Origin of the sequence: Shewanella sp. 4_MG-2023 (assembly GCF_030548015.1) — a bacterium.
Classification (GTDB): domain Bacteria; phylum Pseudomonadota; class Gammaproteobacteria; order Enterobacterales; family Shewanellaceae; genus Shewanella.
The window spans coordinates 88,186-105,494 of record NZ_JAUORL010000009.1 but is presented as its reverse complement, the minus strand read 5'-3'; the positions used below and the strand labels follow the sequence as shown (position 1 = coordinate 105,494).

At 41.7% G+C, this 17,309-nt stretch carries 17 protein-coding genes and 1 pseudogene; 9 read left to right on the top strand and 9 right to left on the bottom strand.

Annotation, left to right across the window (positions count from 1 at the left end):
- Positions 1-705: 705 nt before the first annotated feature.
- Positions 706-1,857: a methionine adenosyltransferase gene (metK, locus tag Q4546_RS07140; protein ID WP_102439707.1), complete on the top strand. Its 1,152-nt coding sequence runs from the start codon at positions 706-708 to the stop codon at positions 1,855-1,857.
- A 158-nt stretch (positions 1,858-2,015) separates the two neighbouring features.
- Here the strand turns inward: metK and Q4546_RS07135 are convergent, their stop codons facing one another.
- Positions 2,016-2,618: a flavin reductase family protein gene (locus Q4546_RS07135; protein ID WP_303445980.1), complete on the bottom strand. Its 603-nt coding sequence runs from the start codon at positions 2,616-2,618 to the stop codon at positions 2,016-2,018.
- Positions 2,619-2,934: 316 nt separating this feature from the next.
- Between Q4546_RS07135 and Q4546_RS07130 the strand changes: the two genes are divergently transcribed.
- Positions 2,935-3,525: a GNAT family N-acetyltransferase gene (locus tag Q4546_RS07130; RefSeq protein ID WP_157936101.1), complete on the top strand. Its 591-nt coding sequence runs from the start codon at positions 2,935-2,937 to the stop codon at positions 3,523-3,525.
- A 47-nt stretch (positions 3,526-3,572) separates the two neighbouring features.
- Here the strand turns inward: Q4546_RS07130 and Q4546_RS07125 are convergent, their stop codons facing one another.
- From Q4546_RS07125 to Q4546_RS07115, 3 genes are read right to left on the bottom strand one after another with little or no spacing between them, the layout of a single operon-like run.
- On the bottom strand, positions 3,573-3,938 hold the full coding sequence (locus Q4546_RS07125) for a hypothetical protein (RefSeq protein ID WP_102439710.1): 366 nt from the start codon (positions 3,936-3,938) through the stop codon (positions 3,573-3,575).
- A 50-nt stretch (positions 3,939-3,988) separates the two neighbouring features.
- A complete protein-coding gene (locus tag Q4546_RS07120; RefSeq protein ID WP_303445979.1) occupies positions 3,989-4,531 on the bottom strand; it encodes a GNAT family N-acetyltransferase in 543 nt (180 codons plus the stop codon).
- A complete protein-coding gene (locus tag Q4546_RS07115) occupies positions 4,528-4,755 on the bottom strand; it encodes a hypothetical protein (protein WP_102439712.1) in 228 nt (75 codons plus the stop codon). Before Q4546_RS07115 ends, Q4546_RS07120 begins: the two co-directional genes overlap by 4 nt.
- 193 nt (positions 4,756-4,948) lie before the next feature.
- Here Q4546_RS07115 and Q4546_RS07110 point away from each other — a divergent pair, with 193 nt between their 5' ends.
- Positions 4,949-5,365, top strand: coding sequence for an META domain-containing protein (locus Q4546_RS07110; RefSeq protein WP_102439713.1), 417 nt, complete (start codon positions 4,949-4,951; stop codon positions 5,363-5,365).
- A gap of 71 nt (positions 5,366-5,436) precedes the next feature.
- Here the strand turns inward: Q4546_RS07110 and Q4546_RS07105 are convergent, their stop codons facing one another.
- The gene (locus Q4546_RS07105; protein WP_102439714.1) at positions 5,437-6,774 is read right to left on the bottom strand and encodes a dicarboxylate/amino acid:cation symporter; all 1,338 of its coding nucleotides are present in this window, start codon (positions 6,772-6,774) and stop codon (positions 5,437-5,439) included.
- 196 nt (positions 6,775-6,970) lie between these two features.
- Positions 6,971-7,192: pseudogene (locus tag Q4546_RS07100) on the bottom strand (hypothetical protein); the annotation flags it as partial.
- Positions 7,193-7,467: 275 nt separating this feature from the next.
- Between Q4546_RS07100 and Q4546_RS07095 the strand changes: the two are divergent.
- Complete coding sequence (locus Q4546_RS07095; RefSeq protein ID WP_102439716.1) at positions 7,468-7,923, top strand: GNAT family N-acetyltransferase; 456 nt, start codon at positions 7,468-7,470, stop codon at positions 7,921-7,923.
- Between the two features lie 89 nt (positions 7,924-8,012).
- Here the strand turns inward: Q4546_RS07095 and Q4546_RS07090 are convergent, their stop codons facing one another.
- The 3 genes from Q4546_RS07090 to Q4546_RS07080 all read right to left on the bottom strand — a co-directional run bounded on the left by Q4546_RS07090 (position 8,013) and on the right by Q4546_RS07080 (position 12,135).
- Complete coding sequence (locus Q4546_RS07090) at positions 8,013-9,380, bottom strand: L-serine ammonia-lyase (protein WP_102439717.1); 1,368 nt, start codon at positions 9,378-9,380, stop codon at positions 8,013-8,015.
- Positions 9,381-9,570: 190 nt separating this feature from the next.
- Positions 9,571-10,863, bottom strand: coding sequence for a serine/threonine transporter (locus Q4546_RS07085; protein ID WP_102476924.1), 1,293 nt, complete (start codon positions 10,861-10,863; stop codon positions 9,571-9,573).
- A gap of 498 nt (positions 10,864-11,361) precedes the next feature.
- Positions 11,362-12,135, bottom strand: a complete 774-nt coding sequence (locus Q4546_RS07080; protein WP_303445978.1) for a ribonuclease H family protein — start codon at positions 12,133-12,135, stop codon at positions 11,362-11,364.
- Between the two features lie 102 nt (positions 12,136-12,237).
- On the opposite strand from Q4546_RS07080, the gene yjjX reads away from it, so the two are divergent.
- The 5 genes from yjjX to Q4546_RS07055 all read left to right on the top strand — a co-directional run bounded on the left by yjjX (position 12,238) and on the right by Q4546_RS07055 (position 17,058).
- Positions 12,238-12,795, top strand: coding sequence for an inosine/xanthosine triphosphatase (gene yjjX / locus Q4546_RS07075; protein ID WP_102476923.1), 558 nt, complete (start codon positions 12,238-12,240; stop codon positions 12,793-12,795).
- Between the two features lie 81 nt (positions 12,796-12,876).
- Positions 12,877-13,917 carry an NADP(H)-dependent aldo-keto reductase gene (locus tag Q4546_RS07070; RefSeq protein ID WP_102439721.1) on the top strand — a complete coding sequence of 347 codons (1,041 nt, stop codon included), beginning with the start codon at positions 12,877-12,879 and terminating at the stop codon, positions 13,915-13,917.
- Between the two features lie 148 nt (positions 13,918-14,065).
- Positions 14,066-15,316, top strand: a complete 1,251-nt coding sequence (locus Q4546_RS07065) for a cysteine desulfurase (RefSeq protein ID WP_102439722.1) — start codon at positions 14,066-14,068, stop codon at positions 15,314-15,316.
- A gap of 79 nt (positions 15,317-15,395) precedes the next feature.
- Positions 15,396-15,842 (top strand): SufE family protein, encoded by a 447-nt coding sequence (locus Q4546_RS07060; protein WP_102439723.1) that lies wholly within the window; start codon positions 15,396-15,398, stop codon positions 15,840-15,842.
- A gap of 34 nt (positions 15,843-15,876) precedes the next feature.
- On the top strand, positions 15,877-17,058 hold the full coding sequence (locus tag Q4546_RS07055; RefSeq protein WP_303445977.1) for a membrane dipeptidase: 1,182 nt from the start codon (positions 15,877-15,879) through the stop codon (positions 17,056-17,058).
- Positions 17,059-17,309: the final 251 nt, after the last annotated feature.

Genomic DNA, 17,309 nt, shown 5'->3' with positions numbered 1-17,309 from the left:
ACGCACAAGTTGTTTGACACAAAATTAATTAAGCCACTGTTAATAAAAGAATTAACCAGTGTTACAACTTGTATCGAAATATAAACATTCACTTTATATAAATAAATATTATGAGTTATAGCTTGGTAGTATACAAAATAGCGTACCAGCTAACAATTAGGTTTACATTTATTTAACAAGCGATTTGTGTTGATATTGGCGCTTTTTTTAGTGATAAATGCTAAAGGCACAGCAGCATTATTTAAAATACAACTTACTTGTCTGATTTTATTCAATAAAGACACGAGGTTAACCACAGTATTTTTTCAGAGCTTAGCCTCTCTTAAGGCTTATCAAACTCTGTATAGGTACAATAAAGTGGAATCTTGCTGGTTTACATAAGGCTTAATGACCATATTTCTAGTAAGTCAATAAGGGGGCCTCTATTGATAAGCCCAAATCCACTGGCTAAATAAATTGTTTAATTTAGCATACAGCCTTAAAAAATATCACCACAAAAAACACATTAAACTAATACAATCATAAAGATAAGCACAACTAATTCCTAAACAAGCTTTTAGGTTGAATTTAATTATTTGCGGCATTGCACAATTTTTGACTTATTATCGTATTGGGGGGTGTTATCATTTTTAAATTCGACTAAAATAGACGTCTAGATGTAGATACCTCTACACGTTCAAATTCAAAAAGACGAGATTTCCCATTATGGCAAACCACTTGTTCACCTCTGAGTCGGTCTCAGAAGGTCATCCAGATAAAATCGCTGATCAGATTTCTGATGCAGTATTAGACGCAATTTTAGAGCAAGACCCTAAAGCGCGTGTTGCTTGTGAAACTTACGTAAAAACAGGCATGGTATTAGTCGGTGGTGAAGTCACAACTTCTGCATGGGTTGATATCGAAGAAATCACGCGTAAAACAGTGCGTGAAATTGGTTACACTCATTCTGATATGGGTTTTGATGCTGATTCTTGCGCCATTTTAAATGCCATTGGTAAGCAGTCTCCTGATATCAACCAAGGTGTTGACCGCAGTGATCCTGCAGAACAAGGCGCTGGTGACCAAGGTTTAATGTTTGGTTATGCCAGCAACGAAACTGACGTATTAATGCCTGCTCCTATTACTTACGCTCACAAACTTGTGAAACGTCAATCTGAAGTACGTAAAGATGGCACCTTACCTTGGCTTCGCCCAGATGCAAAAAGCCAAGTTACCTTTGCTTATGATGAAGGTAAAATTGTTGGTATCGATGCAATCGTTCTATCAACTCAACATCGTGAAGATGTTAGTCAGGAAGACTTAATCGAAGGCGTAATGGAAACCATCATTAAGCCAGTTTTACCATCACAGTGGTTAAACAAAGATACTAAGTACTTCATCAACCCAACTGGCCGTTTTGTTATTGGTGGCCCTGTAGGTGACTGTGGTTTAACCGGTCGTAAAATCATCGTTGATACCTATGGCGGCATGGCGCGTCATGGTGGTGGTGCTTTCTCAGGTAAAGACCCATCAAAAGTTGACCGTAGTGCTGCATACGCTGCACGTTATGTAGCGAAGAACATCGTCGCTGCAGGTCTTGCAGATCGTTGTGAAATCCAAGTTTCTTATGCAATCGGTGTAGCAGAGCCTACCTCAATTAGCATCGAAACATTTGGTACCGGTAAAGTATCAGAAGACGTATTAATTAAGTTAGTTCGTCAACACTTCGAACTGCGCCCTTACGGCCTAACAGCGATGTTGGATTTGGCTCGTCCAATTTACCAACAAACTGCTGCTTATGGTCACTTCGGCCGTAACGAATTCCCATGGGAAGCGACTGATAAAGCTGAAATCTTACGTGCTGATGCCGGTCTATAATTAGCCCTCATTACAGTATGTAAAACTAAAAAAACCGTCAATTGACGGTTTTTTTATATCTATAATTAGCTGATTGATTCAACTTGGACTATTTCGCTATAGTTTTATTTCGCTATAGTTTTATTTCGCTATCGTTCTGCAGAGCACATAAACGGTCACTACTTACGAGTAAGCTTAACCTTCTCTCTGATTAAGCAGTAATCACTGCCGGCCATTCTTCCTATGGCATCTAATTTGTCACTATCGATTCTAAAATCCTCAATGATGTCATCTTTAACATGAATAGCGACGACATTACCTAATATTAAATGGCCTGATAACGGTTCATTGCCCAAATCAATAATCTGATTAAGCTGGCACTCAAAGCTAATTAGCGCTTGCTTAACGAGACTCGGCTTAACTATAGATGCTGGGGCTTTTTCAATGTTGGCATACTCAAATTCATCTATATCCGCAGGAATATGATGGCAAGTTTCATTCATCACCGCTAAATCAGGATAGCTCACTGTATTGATGACAAATTCACCCTGTTGGCGAATATTAGTTAACGTATCCTTTTCCTGACCATCATCCATGCCCATAGGGTTGAAACACAGCACTGGCGGGTTAGCGCTGGCCACAGTAAAAAACGAAAAAGGTGCTAAATTGGCCACCCCATCAACAGAAATAGTGGAAACCCATGCGATGGGTCTAGGCGTTACTCCACCAATCAATAACTTATATATTTGTTGCTTACTTAACTGTTGTGGCGACAATAACATTAGGCTCTCGCAAATATTCTTAATAGGGTAAATCACATTCAACTTTAACAGTACTATGTCAGGTATGTACGCTGTATAGGTTTTAAAAATATGTTAACCCAACACATTTTGATCGGTTAAAGATGAAACTCCTTTGCAAGATATCAAACCGCTGTTCAGAATGACAATTGCTCAATTCTAACAAGGGAGTAATGAAGCGAGTCTTTTCTATCTAAGCCATCAATTAAACATTAAAATTGTGCCATCCAATAACAAAAGAATGAGCTTTCACCTTTCAGAACTTTATCGCTCTACATACTCAATAGGTAAAAATTTAATGCGTAAAACCCAATGGTTATTTGATGATGTCACTCAATTCAAAACGTCAATAGCACCAGCGATGACAGCCGGGCAACAAAAGTGCTGGTCAATGCTGAAACAGTTTTACAAACAACAGATGCCTTATTCAAAGCCAACAATGAAAGAAGATATAGCGGTGATCATGGCTCAAGATACTCAGTTACAGCAGTCGAATATTGATAAAGAAATGAATGAACCTGTTAATACAGTTTCTAGTGCCGCTATTGCTAAAGGAAAGAGTCGCAATAATCCTGACAATAGTATTATTGCGGTAGTAAGAATAAAGCCCATTGGCCAATATCAGTTGGTAACCGGCCTTGTCGTTGCTAGTGAGTATAGAGGCGGTGGACTTGCCCATACATTGCTAGCATTCATTGCTGAAAAACTAAAATGCGAGCAATGTTTTGTATTTTCCTTACCCCATTTAACCCAACTTTATCAAGAGCATGGCTTCAATGAGGTAAAACTGGCGACAAATGATATTCAACAACTTTATCTAAAACATCATTCACCACAAAAACCATTGGTGCTAATGCAGCTGCAGACTCAACTTTCTTCTAGAAAATAGTTTAAAAGCAACCGCTTGTTAAAAACTTCGCGTTAATAATCGTTTCGTTAACAGTGATCAAAATGCGCAGTTTCGACACACATAAAGGAAATCTGCTGTAATGATAAAACTGGTACATTCATCACTCGACCATTGTCAGTATCAAGTAGGTGATTGTCAGTACTCAGCACAATTTGCTCTTGATAACCATTTGAACGCCCGCATAAAATCCATTGGTCTTGCCATTTTACTGCATATATTGACTGAGCATTCCCGCTGGTTGTCGGCTGCTTATTAAGCTCAAATGCTTCACAATCCAAATCATTAGCCGCAAGCACACCCACTACAATTTTTAAATTCTCGAATGCTGATAGTCTTAACGACAAATAAGATGCAAATAACTCATTAAACAGCTGAGTTGTATTTTGTTCCATAGTGACCTCTTAAACCTCATCTTGATGTCTTTTTCGATGAGAGTACGATACTAATTAGCTAACACCAGTAAATAATAATCACGCTGCTGAAAGCCAAAATAATCGACCACTTCCATCGATGCCTTACGGGTATGTGCGGCAAAAGATAATGCATTATCTTCAGCAATGAAGGTGACCATATAAGGTAGCTTTTTGCCTACATGCCTTGCTAACTGACTAACCAGTTGTTCAAAAATACCTTGGCCGCGATGATTACTATGGATCCAAATAGGACCATATTGGCAACTGTTACTCTCAGATAAACGGCTATAACCCATTTCGATACTGGGTAAGCGCTTTAATATCGCTTGATAGATAGACCAAGATTTAAATAGGGACCAAGGGCCAGCAATAACATAACCAATAATCTTGCTATCGCAGCAAGCCAGCATTATCCAGCCTTGATTAATTAAGCTGGTAATTTGCGGCTCCGAAAAGTGTTGCCCTGCCATCTCCTGTCCATTTGCCCCTAGCTCATCATGCATATGAGTTAGCTCAAGCTGAGCAATTTCAGCGGCATCATCTCGTTGGGCTAATCGATAACTAACTTTCATTTATCTTGCTCATCATCAGTTGAGTTTACGGCTTGTTTTTGCGCCCAACTAAAAACCAGGGCTACCGGATAAGGCGCCATGATGACAAACCCAAGCCCAATTAAACACGCCACGACTAACATGCCAGAGACTTGACTAGCCACTTCAGTGAATAAATACAAACCAGCGCCGACGGCGACAAAAATCAATCCAACGGCATGCAAAATTTTAAAAATGTTACTCATTAAACTCACTCTTTTTGGCTAATAGCCTTATTGTATCGCCTTATCGGGCAGATTCGGCTGATTTAACATTTATTGATTAAATAAGGCGGTAATAAAATCAGTAAATTATCATTAATTATTATTCAAGATGAAAAAATCAATGTAACTCAGTATATACTATGGCTATTAACGACCCTATTTGGAAATGCCTCTCATGTTCAAACCTCTCCTCGGCGCGTGTTGTATTATTTTTGGACTCAGTGCTTGTCAAAGTGCGCCGCCTCCAGTTGAACAAGTCAATCTACTTGGCAGTTGGCATATTGAAACCGCGCTATCAAATCCTGTGATTGATAATAGCCCTGCACAAATTACCTTTGCTGAAGAAGGTAAATTATCTGGCAACAACAGCTGTAACCGCTTCTTTGGTGATTATAGCCAGCAACAAGATAAGCTAAGCTTAACGCCTGCAGGCACTACCAGAATGGCCTGTGTTGAAGTATTGATGCAGCAAGAGCAAAGTATTATGAAAGCAATGACGTTAGTCACCAATATCAAACAAGCGAAATCGGGTAAGCTATTACTAAAATCTCAAGATGGCGCCACCTTATTGGTATTGGCTAAACAAGATTAGCTTGCGATTAAACAAAAAAAGAGTGAAGCCATAGCTTCACTCTTTTTGTATCAATCGCTCACAGCATGATGCTAGCTAGGTATTTTTACCTGTGACTCAGTTTGTTGTAATTCAGTTTCTGCCTGCTGCACAATCATCGCAGACTGCTCCATATCCGCATTATAATGCTCAACATCAAGTTCATCTTCAGAGCGAGCAATCATAGTCGTTGCCACTAAGTCTCCTGAAACGTTAACCACTGTTCGCGCCATATCTAATATTCGGTCGATACCGGCAATAATTGCCACACCTTCAAGTGGTAAGCCTACCGTTGTTAACACCAAGGTCAACATCACTAAACCAGCGCCAGGCACACCCGCAGTGCCAATTGAGGCTAAAGTCGCGGTAAGAATAATCGTTATGTATTCAACCCAAGTTAAATCCACCCCAAATGCCTGAGCAACAAATAACGCAGTTACGCCCTGATAAAGCGCTGTGCCATCCATATTAATGGTGGTTCCCAGTGGCAATACAAAGCTTGAAATCTTTTTATTCACACCTAAGTTTTCACTGGCACACTTCATGCTCGCCGGCAGGGTTCCTGCTGAACTTGAAGTGGTAAATGCCACCGCCATCGCATTAGCAATGCCTTTAAAAAACTGCAGCGGATTGAGTTTGCCAAACACAGTTAATACTAAGCTGTAAAAACCAAGAATATGTAATGCACACCCCAAATAAACCGCTACAATGACTTTAATTAGCGGCAACAACATCTCTAAGCCATACTCACCTGCAACCCAAGCCATCAGGCCAAACACGCCATAAGGTGCTAACTTCATCACCATGTCAGTCAGCTTGTACATGGCTTCTGCTAAGCTTTCAAATAGCTTAATCGCAGGCTTGCCACGCTCGCCGATTAACACCAGTGAAATACCTAATGCCACAGCAAATACAATTACCTGCAGAATTTGACCACTGGCTAGTGCCGCGACAGGGTTAGTCGGCACAATATTAATCAAGGTATCCATTAAGCTTGGCGCTTGCTTTACATCGGCTGCAGCTGCAGCCCCTTTAAGACCAAGACCTGCACCAGGCTGCATGATATAACCGACAAGCAGGCCAATACTGATAGCAATCGAAGTGGTACCTAAATAAAAGGCAAAAGACTTAAAGCCAATTCGGCCCATTTTCGCCGTATCCTGCATCGAGGTCACACCAACAATGAGCGAGCAAAATACCAAAGGAATAATTAACATTTTGATGGTATTTACAAACAAAGTACCAATGGGTTTTAAATAGTTGGCATCTTCACCTAGGCTTACCCCAGTAATAATACCTAGCACCATACCTATGAGGATTTGTAACCACAAAGGAACTGACATCCAGCGAGACCAGGCCCGACCAAGAAGTGAAGGAGCATGTTTTGACATGATTTAAAACCCTGTAAAATTGATAGTTGAGTAATTAAGTACGCTGCTTATGATATGACTAACGAATGCACCGCTAAAGGTGGCATATATCACGATAAAAATCGGCGACGCATACTAGCATGACACCTCAACTACATTAGATGATCTAGGTCACCTTATAAGGTCTATACACTATAAATTACAGGGTTTAAGCGCATTAAGCTTCAAAAACAGTTTCAGCCTCATCAGTACCGACCTTTAGAGTATAAAGTGCTGCCGGAGGTCGCTCCCTTTCAATTAAGTAACTCCAGTAATCATCATCAAATCCCGCGAGAAAATTATTGCCCTCGCCACGTGATTTTAAGATTAACCACCACCAGACCATGCCCCAACAGCCAAAGGTGACTATGGTGAGCAAAAAATGCAACAAATGATTAATCGAAGGCTGTGTAAGCGATCTGACTGTAGTAGCATGAGCTAAGTGAATCCTATTAGGGTGGCTAAAATATCGCCTAACCCTAAATTGATAGCGTCGGTAAATCGATGAGCTGACAGCTTTATTAGCCTGAACCGTAGAATTTAATCCTGATTGACATTGAGCATGTGGCTTTGCCATAACTGCCCCCAAAAACAAAACAAGTATAATTATTAAGCATAGCAGCTTAGACTTTAGTCGAATAAAAATTAGCACTATTTTTATATCAAGGAGCCACAATGAAAATAAGAAAAGGCCAACTATCAGATTTATCAGCATTAGTTGAATTTAACCAAGCCATGGCAATGGAAACTGAGCAGCTTCACTTGGATAATGAACAGCTCACTAAAGGGGTGAGCACTATGCTAAGCAGCCCAGAAAAAGGCTTTTATTTAGTGGCTGAGATAGATGGTGACATCGTGGGTTCATTAATGGTCACCCTTGAATGGAGTGATTGGCGCGCAACTAACTATTGCTGGATCCAAAGTGTGTATATACGCCCGCAAAACCGCCGCCAAGGAATATATGGCAAACTTTATCAGCAAGTTAAAGCAATGGCTGAGGACATGGGCGGCGCGGCCAGTTTCAGATTATATGTAGAGCATGATAATCATGCCGCTCAGCAAACCTATAAGGCACTCGGCATGGAGCAAAGCCATTATTTGATGTTTGAACAGCTTCCAGAAGCTCACTAATCAGCGTCAACTATCAAAAAATCTCAATAAAAAAGGCTTTCAAATGAAAGCCTTTTTATTGAGTTCAAGCTGTTATCTCAAACTAAAAATTAAGCACAAAGGTTAGTCACTTTAATGGCTAAGCCGCCTTGACTGGTTTCACGGTATTTAGAGTGCATGTCTTTGCCAGTCTCATACATAGTCGCGATCACTTTATCTAAGCTTACTCTAGGCTCTGAATTACGACGAAGCGCCATACGTGAGGCATTAATCGCTTTAACCGATGCTATGGCATTACGCTCAATACAAGGCACCTGCACTTGACCTGCGACTGGATCGCAAGTTAAGCCAAGGTTATGCTCCATGCCAATTTCAGCCGCCATACACACTTGTGAAGGTGAGCCGCCCATTAACTCAGCTAAGCCCGCCGCCGCCATAGAACACGCCACACCCACTTCACCCTGACAGCCCACTTCAGCACCAGAGATTGACGCATTACGTTTATAAAGCGAGCCGACTGCCGCTGCTGCTAAAAAATAACGACTGCATTCTTTAGGGCCAACCTTTTGAATAAACTTATTATAGTAAGCTAATACCGCAGGAATAATCCCAGCAGCGCCATTGGTTGGTGACGTCACCACGCGGCCACCAGCAGCATTTTCTTCGCTCACAGCTAAGGCAAATAAGTTAACCCAATCAATTATTTCCATTGGATCATTACTTAAACGCTCACAGCGTAATAACTCACGATGTAACGCTGGCGCTCGACGTGACACTTTTAGCGGCCCCGCTAACACCCCTTCAGTATGACAGCCCTTTTCAATGGCGTTTTGCATGGTTTTCCATACTAAACTAAAGCCAGTGTACATCTCTTCTTCAGTGCGAAAACACAGCTCGTTTTGCTTCATCAAGCCGCTGATGCTTAAACCTGACTCTTTGCAGTGGGCCATGAGTTCATCGGCAAAATTAAAGTGATAAGGTACTTTTACCCCATTAGAGTGAGTTTGATTAAACTCAGCTTCATCAACAATAAAGCCGCCACCGATTGAATAGTAGGTATTTGAGTAAACACGCTCATCGCCAATCCAAGCATGCAACTTCATCGCATTTTCATGTAATGGCAGCGTTTCAGGATGAAACACTAATGCATCTGTAGGAAACGCCACATGATGAATCGCATCACCAATGATAATTTCTTCGGTTTTAGCCACTTGAGCAATGAAATGTTCAATAGCTTCAATATCCACAGTTTCAGGCTCATTACCGGCTAAACCCATAATAATAGCGATATCAGTATGATGACCCTTTCCCGTTAGTGAAAGAGAACCATAAACATCCACGGTAAATTTAGTAATTTGTGTTAGCTGTCCTTGTTCAATTAAATCATCAACAAACCGATTAGCCGCTTTCATTGGGCCTACGGTATGCGAGCTTGATGGCCCAATACCAATCTTAAAGATTTCAAATGCACTAAACATAGATGTACCTCAACACTTTTGTATCTAAGCGCGCGGTTTTGGCTATCATGTCAAATCAACATCGATTGTAGTTAATCAGTTGAGTTAACTTAATTCACTTGGACCAAAACAACACACTAAAACAGCAAAGATAAAACAGAAAAGAGGAGCATCAAAGATACTCCTCTACTACAGCAAAACTTGAATTAATTTAGCTCATTAAGCCAAATAGAATCGCTGTCATAGCCAGTAAACCAGCAATAACCACAAACACATTACTAATGCGGCCACGGTAAGCTTTTAGCGCAGGTACTTTATGGACAGCATACATAGGCATTAGATAAAGGATTGCAGCAATAATCGGACCGCCCAACGCTTCAATCATGCCTAAAATGCTTGGGTTAATAACCGCAACAATCCAGATGCTGAAGAACATGAAAGCCAAAATGAATTTATTTAGCTTAGCCTCTGATACTTCTTTATTACTGCTACGTAATTGCTTAGTGATCATGCCTTTTAAACCTTCAGTCGCCCCTAAGTAGTGGCCAAAGAAAGAAGAAATAATCGCAATAAACGCAATAATAGGGCCAAAGTAGCTCACAAAACCACTTGAGTGAACATTGGCTAAGTAAGACAAAATAGCTAAGTTTTCACTCTTTGCTTCAGCAAGTTGCGCTGGGCTTAATGATAAAACACAAGAGAACACGAACAGCATCACGAAGCCTACAAGCATCATTGAGGTGTTACGTAAAATCACATCTGCTTTTTTAGCTGCATTGTTGCCATGCTCACGCTTAAGTGACACAGAGAATTGTGAAATTGCAGGAGAATGGTTAAAAGCAAAGATCAATACTGGAATAGTTAACCAAACAGTACCAAAAAACTCACCTGCCGATGGCACCACTTGCAAAGCATCCATTTTCCAGTCAGGAATTAAGTAAAATGACATAAATGCCAAAATCGCAACCAGTGGGTAGACTAAAAATTGCGTCACTTTCAGCATGAATTTTTCACCCGCAACCATCACTGACATCATGCCAATAATAAGTAATGCCGATAATAAAAAACGTGGCGGTGAGGCAAAGCCAAGCTGGTGAACAATAAAGCTATCAACTGTGTTAGTAATACCAACACCATAGATAAGCACAATAGGAAAAATAGCAAAGAAGTATAACAGCGTGATCGCTTTACCCGCATTAACGCCAAAGTGCTCTTCTACCACTTGAGTAATATCACTACCCGGATTCTTAGAAGAGCACACAAAGCGAGATAAACCGCGATGAGCAAGGTAAGTCATAGGTCCAATAATAACGGCCATCATGACTAAAGGCCAAAAACCGCCCATACCCGCGTTAATAGGTAAAAACAAAATACCGGCGCCAACAGCGGTGCCAAATAGACTTAACATCCACGTAGTATCTTGACGACTCCAGCCTTTAACTTGAGTTTGCTCACCTTGAGTTGCTACAGCAACATCCTGCGCACTGATTGAATCTCTTTGCATGGAATAACCTTTGAGGTAACTAATTTGGCGCGGAGAATACAGTGTTCTTATTTGAGAATAGTGACCTAGTTCATTTTTTTGATCCCACACAGCAATAAGAGAGGCGCAATGTGCGCATGATCAAATATTAACTTGGTTACTAATACAGCTTCATTAACAACAATTAATTTAATTGCCAACATTAGATACAAATGATCAACTGCGAATGTACTGCAAAGTCACAAGCCAAAGGGGTTTAAACACTAATAACCTAGTGAATACTTGACTATTTCAATCAAGTAACTCAAGGTTTTTCGATGATAAAATAGCCTTATCACTGTCGAAAGGGAAACGAGAAGGTTAGCTTGAAATAGAAGATTAGCTTGAAAAAGAAAGTTAGCTGGAAATAGATAAGTAAGCTAAAAGCAAAGTTAATATTCACCCAGCAAAGCGTCGAATTTACATTTTTACAGCGGTAAATTCGACTCAACTGAAGTTATATACGATATAACAATATCGCTAGCCCGTTCTTAAACTTAATATGGCGGCGACATCCAGCGCCTTGTCATATTTGACAAACCCAGTCAGTTTTTTATCAATGGCATAAATCGACATACGGTCGGCCAATTCATTGCCTTCAATCCCCACATGAGCGGCAACGTGTTCAATCTCCATATCATCTTTAATGGCATCATAAAGTTCATGAGCCTGCTTAATGACTTCAAGATTGGCGATATCACCGGCAGTCTTGCGTTTCCAGCCTTTTGACTTCCAGCCATAAGCCCAATTAGTGATGCAATTAATCGAATATTGGGAGTCACTGAGTATTTTAACCGTTTGATTAGCCTTAATGGCCTTTTGTGCCACTAATATCGCTTGATAAAGCGCATTCAATTCGGCGCTATTATTGGTGCCATTGGGATTATATAAACCAAACCACAACTCAGCGACTGCGCCATTACGGTAAATCGCCATGCCTGAGCCCGCTTTACCAGGGTTGGGCTCACAGCCGCCATCAGTGAATATCATCACCTCATGAGTGGATAAATCAATCTTAGCTTTGCTGGTCGATGTTGTTTTAGTCGCAGTGCTAGCTTTACTTTTCGCGCTAAAAGCCGCTTTACCTATACTTTTACTTGCCGATGCGCCAAATGCCGCTTTAGCCTCTGCTTCAGTCGGGAAAGATTTGTATTTTGCTTGGGGAAATTTATCCACCTGCTTCTTGGTATAATCCCAACTGGTAAAAATGCCGGTCTCACGCCCTGCCCAAACCACATAAAACTTCTTCGCCATAATGACTTCTCTATAAAATCGCTTAAGATACTCAATGCGCACCAGTTTAGCGTATGACGTAGCAAAATCACCAACTGTTCAGTAAAACTTGGATACTAATTTATGCCTCAAGCACCATTAACGATTATTGTCGGCTCAAATAACCCCGTAAAAATCAATGCCGCCAAAGTGGCCATCAGTCAGTATTTTCCTGATCGTAAAATCAATTGCAGCGGCATGCATGCGCCCTCGTTAGTGGCCGATCAACCCATGACAGATGCAGAAACCAAATTAGGGGCCATTAATCGCGCCCAGTTTTGCCAGTCGCAATACCAATCAAATGCCCAAGAGGCTGACTTTTTTATCGCGATGGAAGGCGGTGTTGATAATTTTGACCATGGCCCTGCGACATTTGCTTATATGGCCATCATTCATAAGCAACAACTATCAGTTGGTCGCAGCGCGCTACTGCCATTACCCACTCAAGTTTACCAAGCGCTAGAGCAAGGTGAAGAGCTGGGCCATGTTATGGATAAACTCTTTAATACCCACAACATTAAGCAAAAAGGCGGCGCAATTGGATTACTCACTCACGGCTTAGCAACCCGCGAAAGCATTTACACCCAAGCGATTATTTTAGCGATGGCGCCTTTTATGAATGCTGAATTTTTCAACAATTAGTTTACCCATAGGAATAAGTTACTTTGTTTTATGGATAAAGATTGCTAACTTCGAAGTAACTCGTTTCCATAGGAGAATTAAATGGAATATCAACGCATAGCGCATTCTAGCCTTGATGTTAGCAAGATTTGTCTTGGTACCATGACATGGGGCGAACAAAATACCCAAGCCCAAGCTTTTGCACAAATGGATTACGCCATTGGTCGTGGAATTAACTTTATTGATACCGCTGAAATGTATCCTGTGCCACCCAGTGCTGACACCCAAGGTGAAACTGAGCGCATTATTGGTCACTACCTTAAACAAAGAGGTAATCGCGATAATTTAGTCATTGCATCAAAAGTGTCAGCTGCAGGCCCTAAAAGTGATTTTGTTAGACCAAACATGGCCTTAGATTGGGTCAACATCCACCAAGCGGTTGATGCATCACTAGAGCGACTACAAGTCGATACCATTGATTTATATCAGCTGCACTGGCCTGATAGACACTGTAATTACTTCGGTGAGCTACTTTACGACCAACTGGATGATGAACATCAAACCCCTATTTTAGAAACCTTAGAAGCATTAGCTGAAGTCATCCGCCAAGGAAAAGTGCGCTATATCGGCGTGTCCAATGAAACCCCTTGGGGCTTAATGCAATACCTTCGATTAGCTGAAAAGCATGGCTTACCCCGCATCGTCAGTGTGCAAAATCCTTATAGTTTGCTTAATCGCAGCTTTGAGGTGGGCATGTCTGAAATCAGCCACCGTGAAGAATTGCCTTTGCTGGCCTACTCGCCTTTAGCTTTTGGCGCATTAACAGGTAAATATGAAAATAATCAGTGGCCTGAAAACGCCAGATTAACGTTATTTAAGCGCTTTGCCCGCTATAACAGCACAGCAATGGCAATTGAAGCTACTCAAGCTTATGTGGATTTAGCCCGTGAGTTTGGTTTGTCGCCAACCCAAATGGCCTTAGCCTTTGTTAATTCAAGACGCTTTGTCGCTTCAAACATTATTGGCGCTACCAATCTTGAACAGTTAAAAGAAAATATCGATAGCCTTGATGTTAGTTTGTCCGCAGAGCTTATTGGCCGCATCAACGAGCTGTCTAACCTTTATCGCTTGCCTTGCCCATAACAAGTGTGAATAACAGGGGTTAATAAGACCTTTTGCCAATCAGCATATTGATGCTTGCAATAAGCGCTACAATCTATGAAGATCGTAGCGCTTTTCTTATGCTGAAGCGATAACTTCAGCGATTCATCATTAACTTAACGAGCTTTCAATGACAGTGCCTGTGGATACCGTTTTAATTAATAATGCCTTTGATCACCAAGCTATTCGATCTCAGTTTCCAATATTGGATCAACAGCTAGATGATAATCCATTGTGTTATTTAGATACGGCAGCCACCAGCCAAAAGCCTGTTAGTGTCATTGAGGCAATGACTCAGTATTATCAGCATGATAACGCTAATGTGCATCGCGCCGCCCATCAGTTATCAGCCAGAGCCACAGCCAACTATGAACACGTTCGTCATCAAGTTAAGCAATTTATTAATGCTAGCCAAACTGAAGAAGTTATTTTCACTCACGGCACCACTGAATCGATCAACATGGTCGCTGCAGGCTTAAGCAAACAGCTTAAAGCTAATGATATTATTTTAGTTGATAGCGCCGCCCATCACGCCAACTTAGTACCATGGCAACAATTGGCCAAAAATACCGGCGCTGTGGTTAAACCCATTCCACTGAATGAGCATTTATCCATTGATATCAATGCCTATTCAGCACTGCTTAGTTTAAAACCTAAGCTTGTGGCCATAAGCCATGTGACCAATGCGCTGGGGTCGGTAAATGATGTCAGCCAATTAGTTGAGCTTGCCCAGCAAGTAGGTGCACTCACTCTTGTTGATGGCGCTCAGGCCATCGCCCATATCGATGTCGATGTACAACAAATTAACTGCGACTTTTATGTGTTTTCAGGCCATAAAATGTATGGCCCCACTGGCGTTGGGATCTTATACGGCCGTTATGCCGAGCTCGATAAGCTTGAACCGCTGCTAACAGGCGGCGAAATGATAAAGTCGGTGAGTTTTGAAGCTACCACCTTTGGGGAACTGCCCAATAAATTAGAAGCGGGCACCCCAGCGATTTCAGCGGTTATCGGTTTAGGCGCAGCAATTAGTTTTATCAATGGACTGCCAAAAGCTGAGTTACTGGCCCATGAGCAAAGCTTACTGAACTATTTGCAAAATGAACTCAGAAACTTAGGCGATATAACCCTTATTGGTGCAACGCCGCATAATATTGGCGTGGTTGCGTTTAACTTGGCACAAGAGCATCATCAAGATGTTGGGATACTACTTGATCAACAAGGCATAGCCGTTCGTTGTGGCCACCACTGCGCCATGCCATTAATGCAGCAGTTAAACATTAAAGGTTGTTGCCGAGCATCCATTGGCCTCTATACTAATAAGCAAGACATTGACCTGTTTATCGCGGCGCTGGGTAATGTTAAAGATCTACTGTTATAGCCTGATGTTTTAGCCAGGCTTTTTAACCTTAGCTTTATAGCTGCAAATACTCTCCACCACCTGATAGTAAATTGAGAAAATGACTAACCAATTACCACAACCCCAAGAGCACTGTTTTAAACCGCTAGATAATAAGGTCGCACAAGCCGTCAGCGCGATTGAGTCAGCAAGCAACTGGCAAGATAAATACCGTCAAATCATGCTGGTTGGTAAAGCCCTACCGACACTTGATGATGCCTTTAAGCTAGAGTCAGCCCAAGTAAAAGGCTGCGAAAGCCAAGCGTGGCTTTACCATAAAGCGATTGATGGCAAACATTTTTTTTGTGCCGACAGTGATTCACGTATAGTTAAGGGTCTAATTGCTATACTGTTATATGCAACTCATACAAAAACCAGTGCCGCCATTAGTGCATTTGACTTAACTGAGTATTTTGAACAATTAGGACTTAGCGGCCAATTAAGCCCCTCTCGTACCAATGGGCTTACCGCACTCGCCAATGCAATTAAGCAATACGCCGCAAACTAATCAATAATGATTACGAGCGTTAAAAGGAATAACAATGTCTGAAAGCGCTTGTAACCAAAACAGAAGAACCCTACTTAAAGGGATCGCTGCAACCAGCTTACTTTGCCCGCTGTATAGCACTTCTGTGTTTGCCGCCTCCAAAAAGCGCCTCTATATTGATGGTTTATCATTTCTGCCCGAAAACCTAGCAGATGTTCGCGAATCAAAACTTGATGCTTACATCTGTGATATCTCCGCTATCGAAACTATTACACAGCCCGATGGCACCACCAATTACAAACGCACCTACCAAGCCTGTATTGAAAGTATAAAACAAGCTAAAAAAGTGGTCGATGATAACCCTTCAGTTTTATTACAAGGGCTAACAGGCAACGACATTGCCAAAGCCCGAAATGAGCAGCGCACCGCGGTGTACTTTCAAATCCAAGGCGCTGACTGTGTTGAAGCCGATGCCGATAACGCTAACAGTGGCGATAAGCCTTGGCCACAACTAGACCAATTTCACAAACATGGTTTACGGGTGCTGCAATTAACCCACCACTACGGCAACCGCTTTGCCGGTGGCGCATTAGACAATGATGGCTTTCAAAGCCTCAATAAGCCACTGACCGCTGATGGTAAGGCATTAATCGCCGAGCTTAATCGTCACAATATTCTTATCGATGTCAGTCACTCAAGTCCGCAAACCGCACTGGATACCGCTAAAGTCTCCACTAAACCCATAGTGCAAAGCCATGGCGCTGTGCGCTCCATCGTCAATAATGCTCGCTGCTCACCCGATGAAGTGATCCGCGCTATTGCCGACACTGGCGGTGTGTTTGGTATTTTCATGATGAGCTTTTGGCTCACCAATAAGCCTGTGCCGAGTATTGATGATTATATTCGCCAACTTGATAGGGTCGCTAGACTGGGCGGCATGGATGCAGTAGCCATTGCCAATGACTTTCCCCTGCGGGGACAAGAAAACTTACTGGCGTTAAATAACAATAACGCCGAAGGGGTAAAACAATACCTTGGTTGGTGGCAAAGTCTTGCTGATAAAAATGTATTAGGCTTTGACCATACCCCAGAGCATGTGGTTATCCCAGAACTTAACCATATCGACAGAATGAGTCGCATTGACGATGCACTGGCCAAAGCACGTTATAAGTCGAGCGACCGAGATCGTTTCCTCGGTGGCAACTGGCAAAGAGTGCTTAAACAAGTGTTGGTTTAATTTGCATCAGATTTAAGTTGTTGGTTTGCTTTCTGTATTTCCAAACTCCGTTTGGATTAACGTTGTGGCGCTTCGTTCACACCTGATTTATTTTTTTAAATATTTCCAAACTCCGTTTGGATTAACGTCGTGGCGCTTCGCCCACACCAGATTTAGGCTGTTGGTTTCCTTTCTGTATTTCCAAACTCCGTTTGGATTAACATCGTGGGTTTTCCACCCACACCCGACCAAAAGGGTATCAACAGCAATAC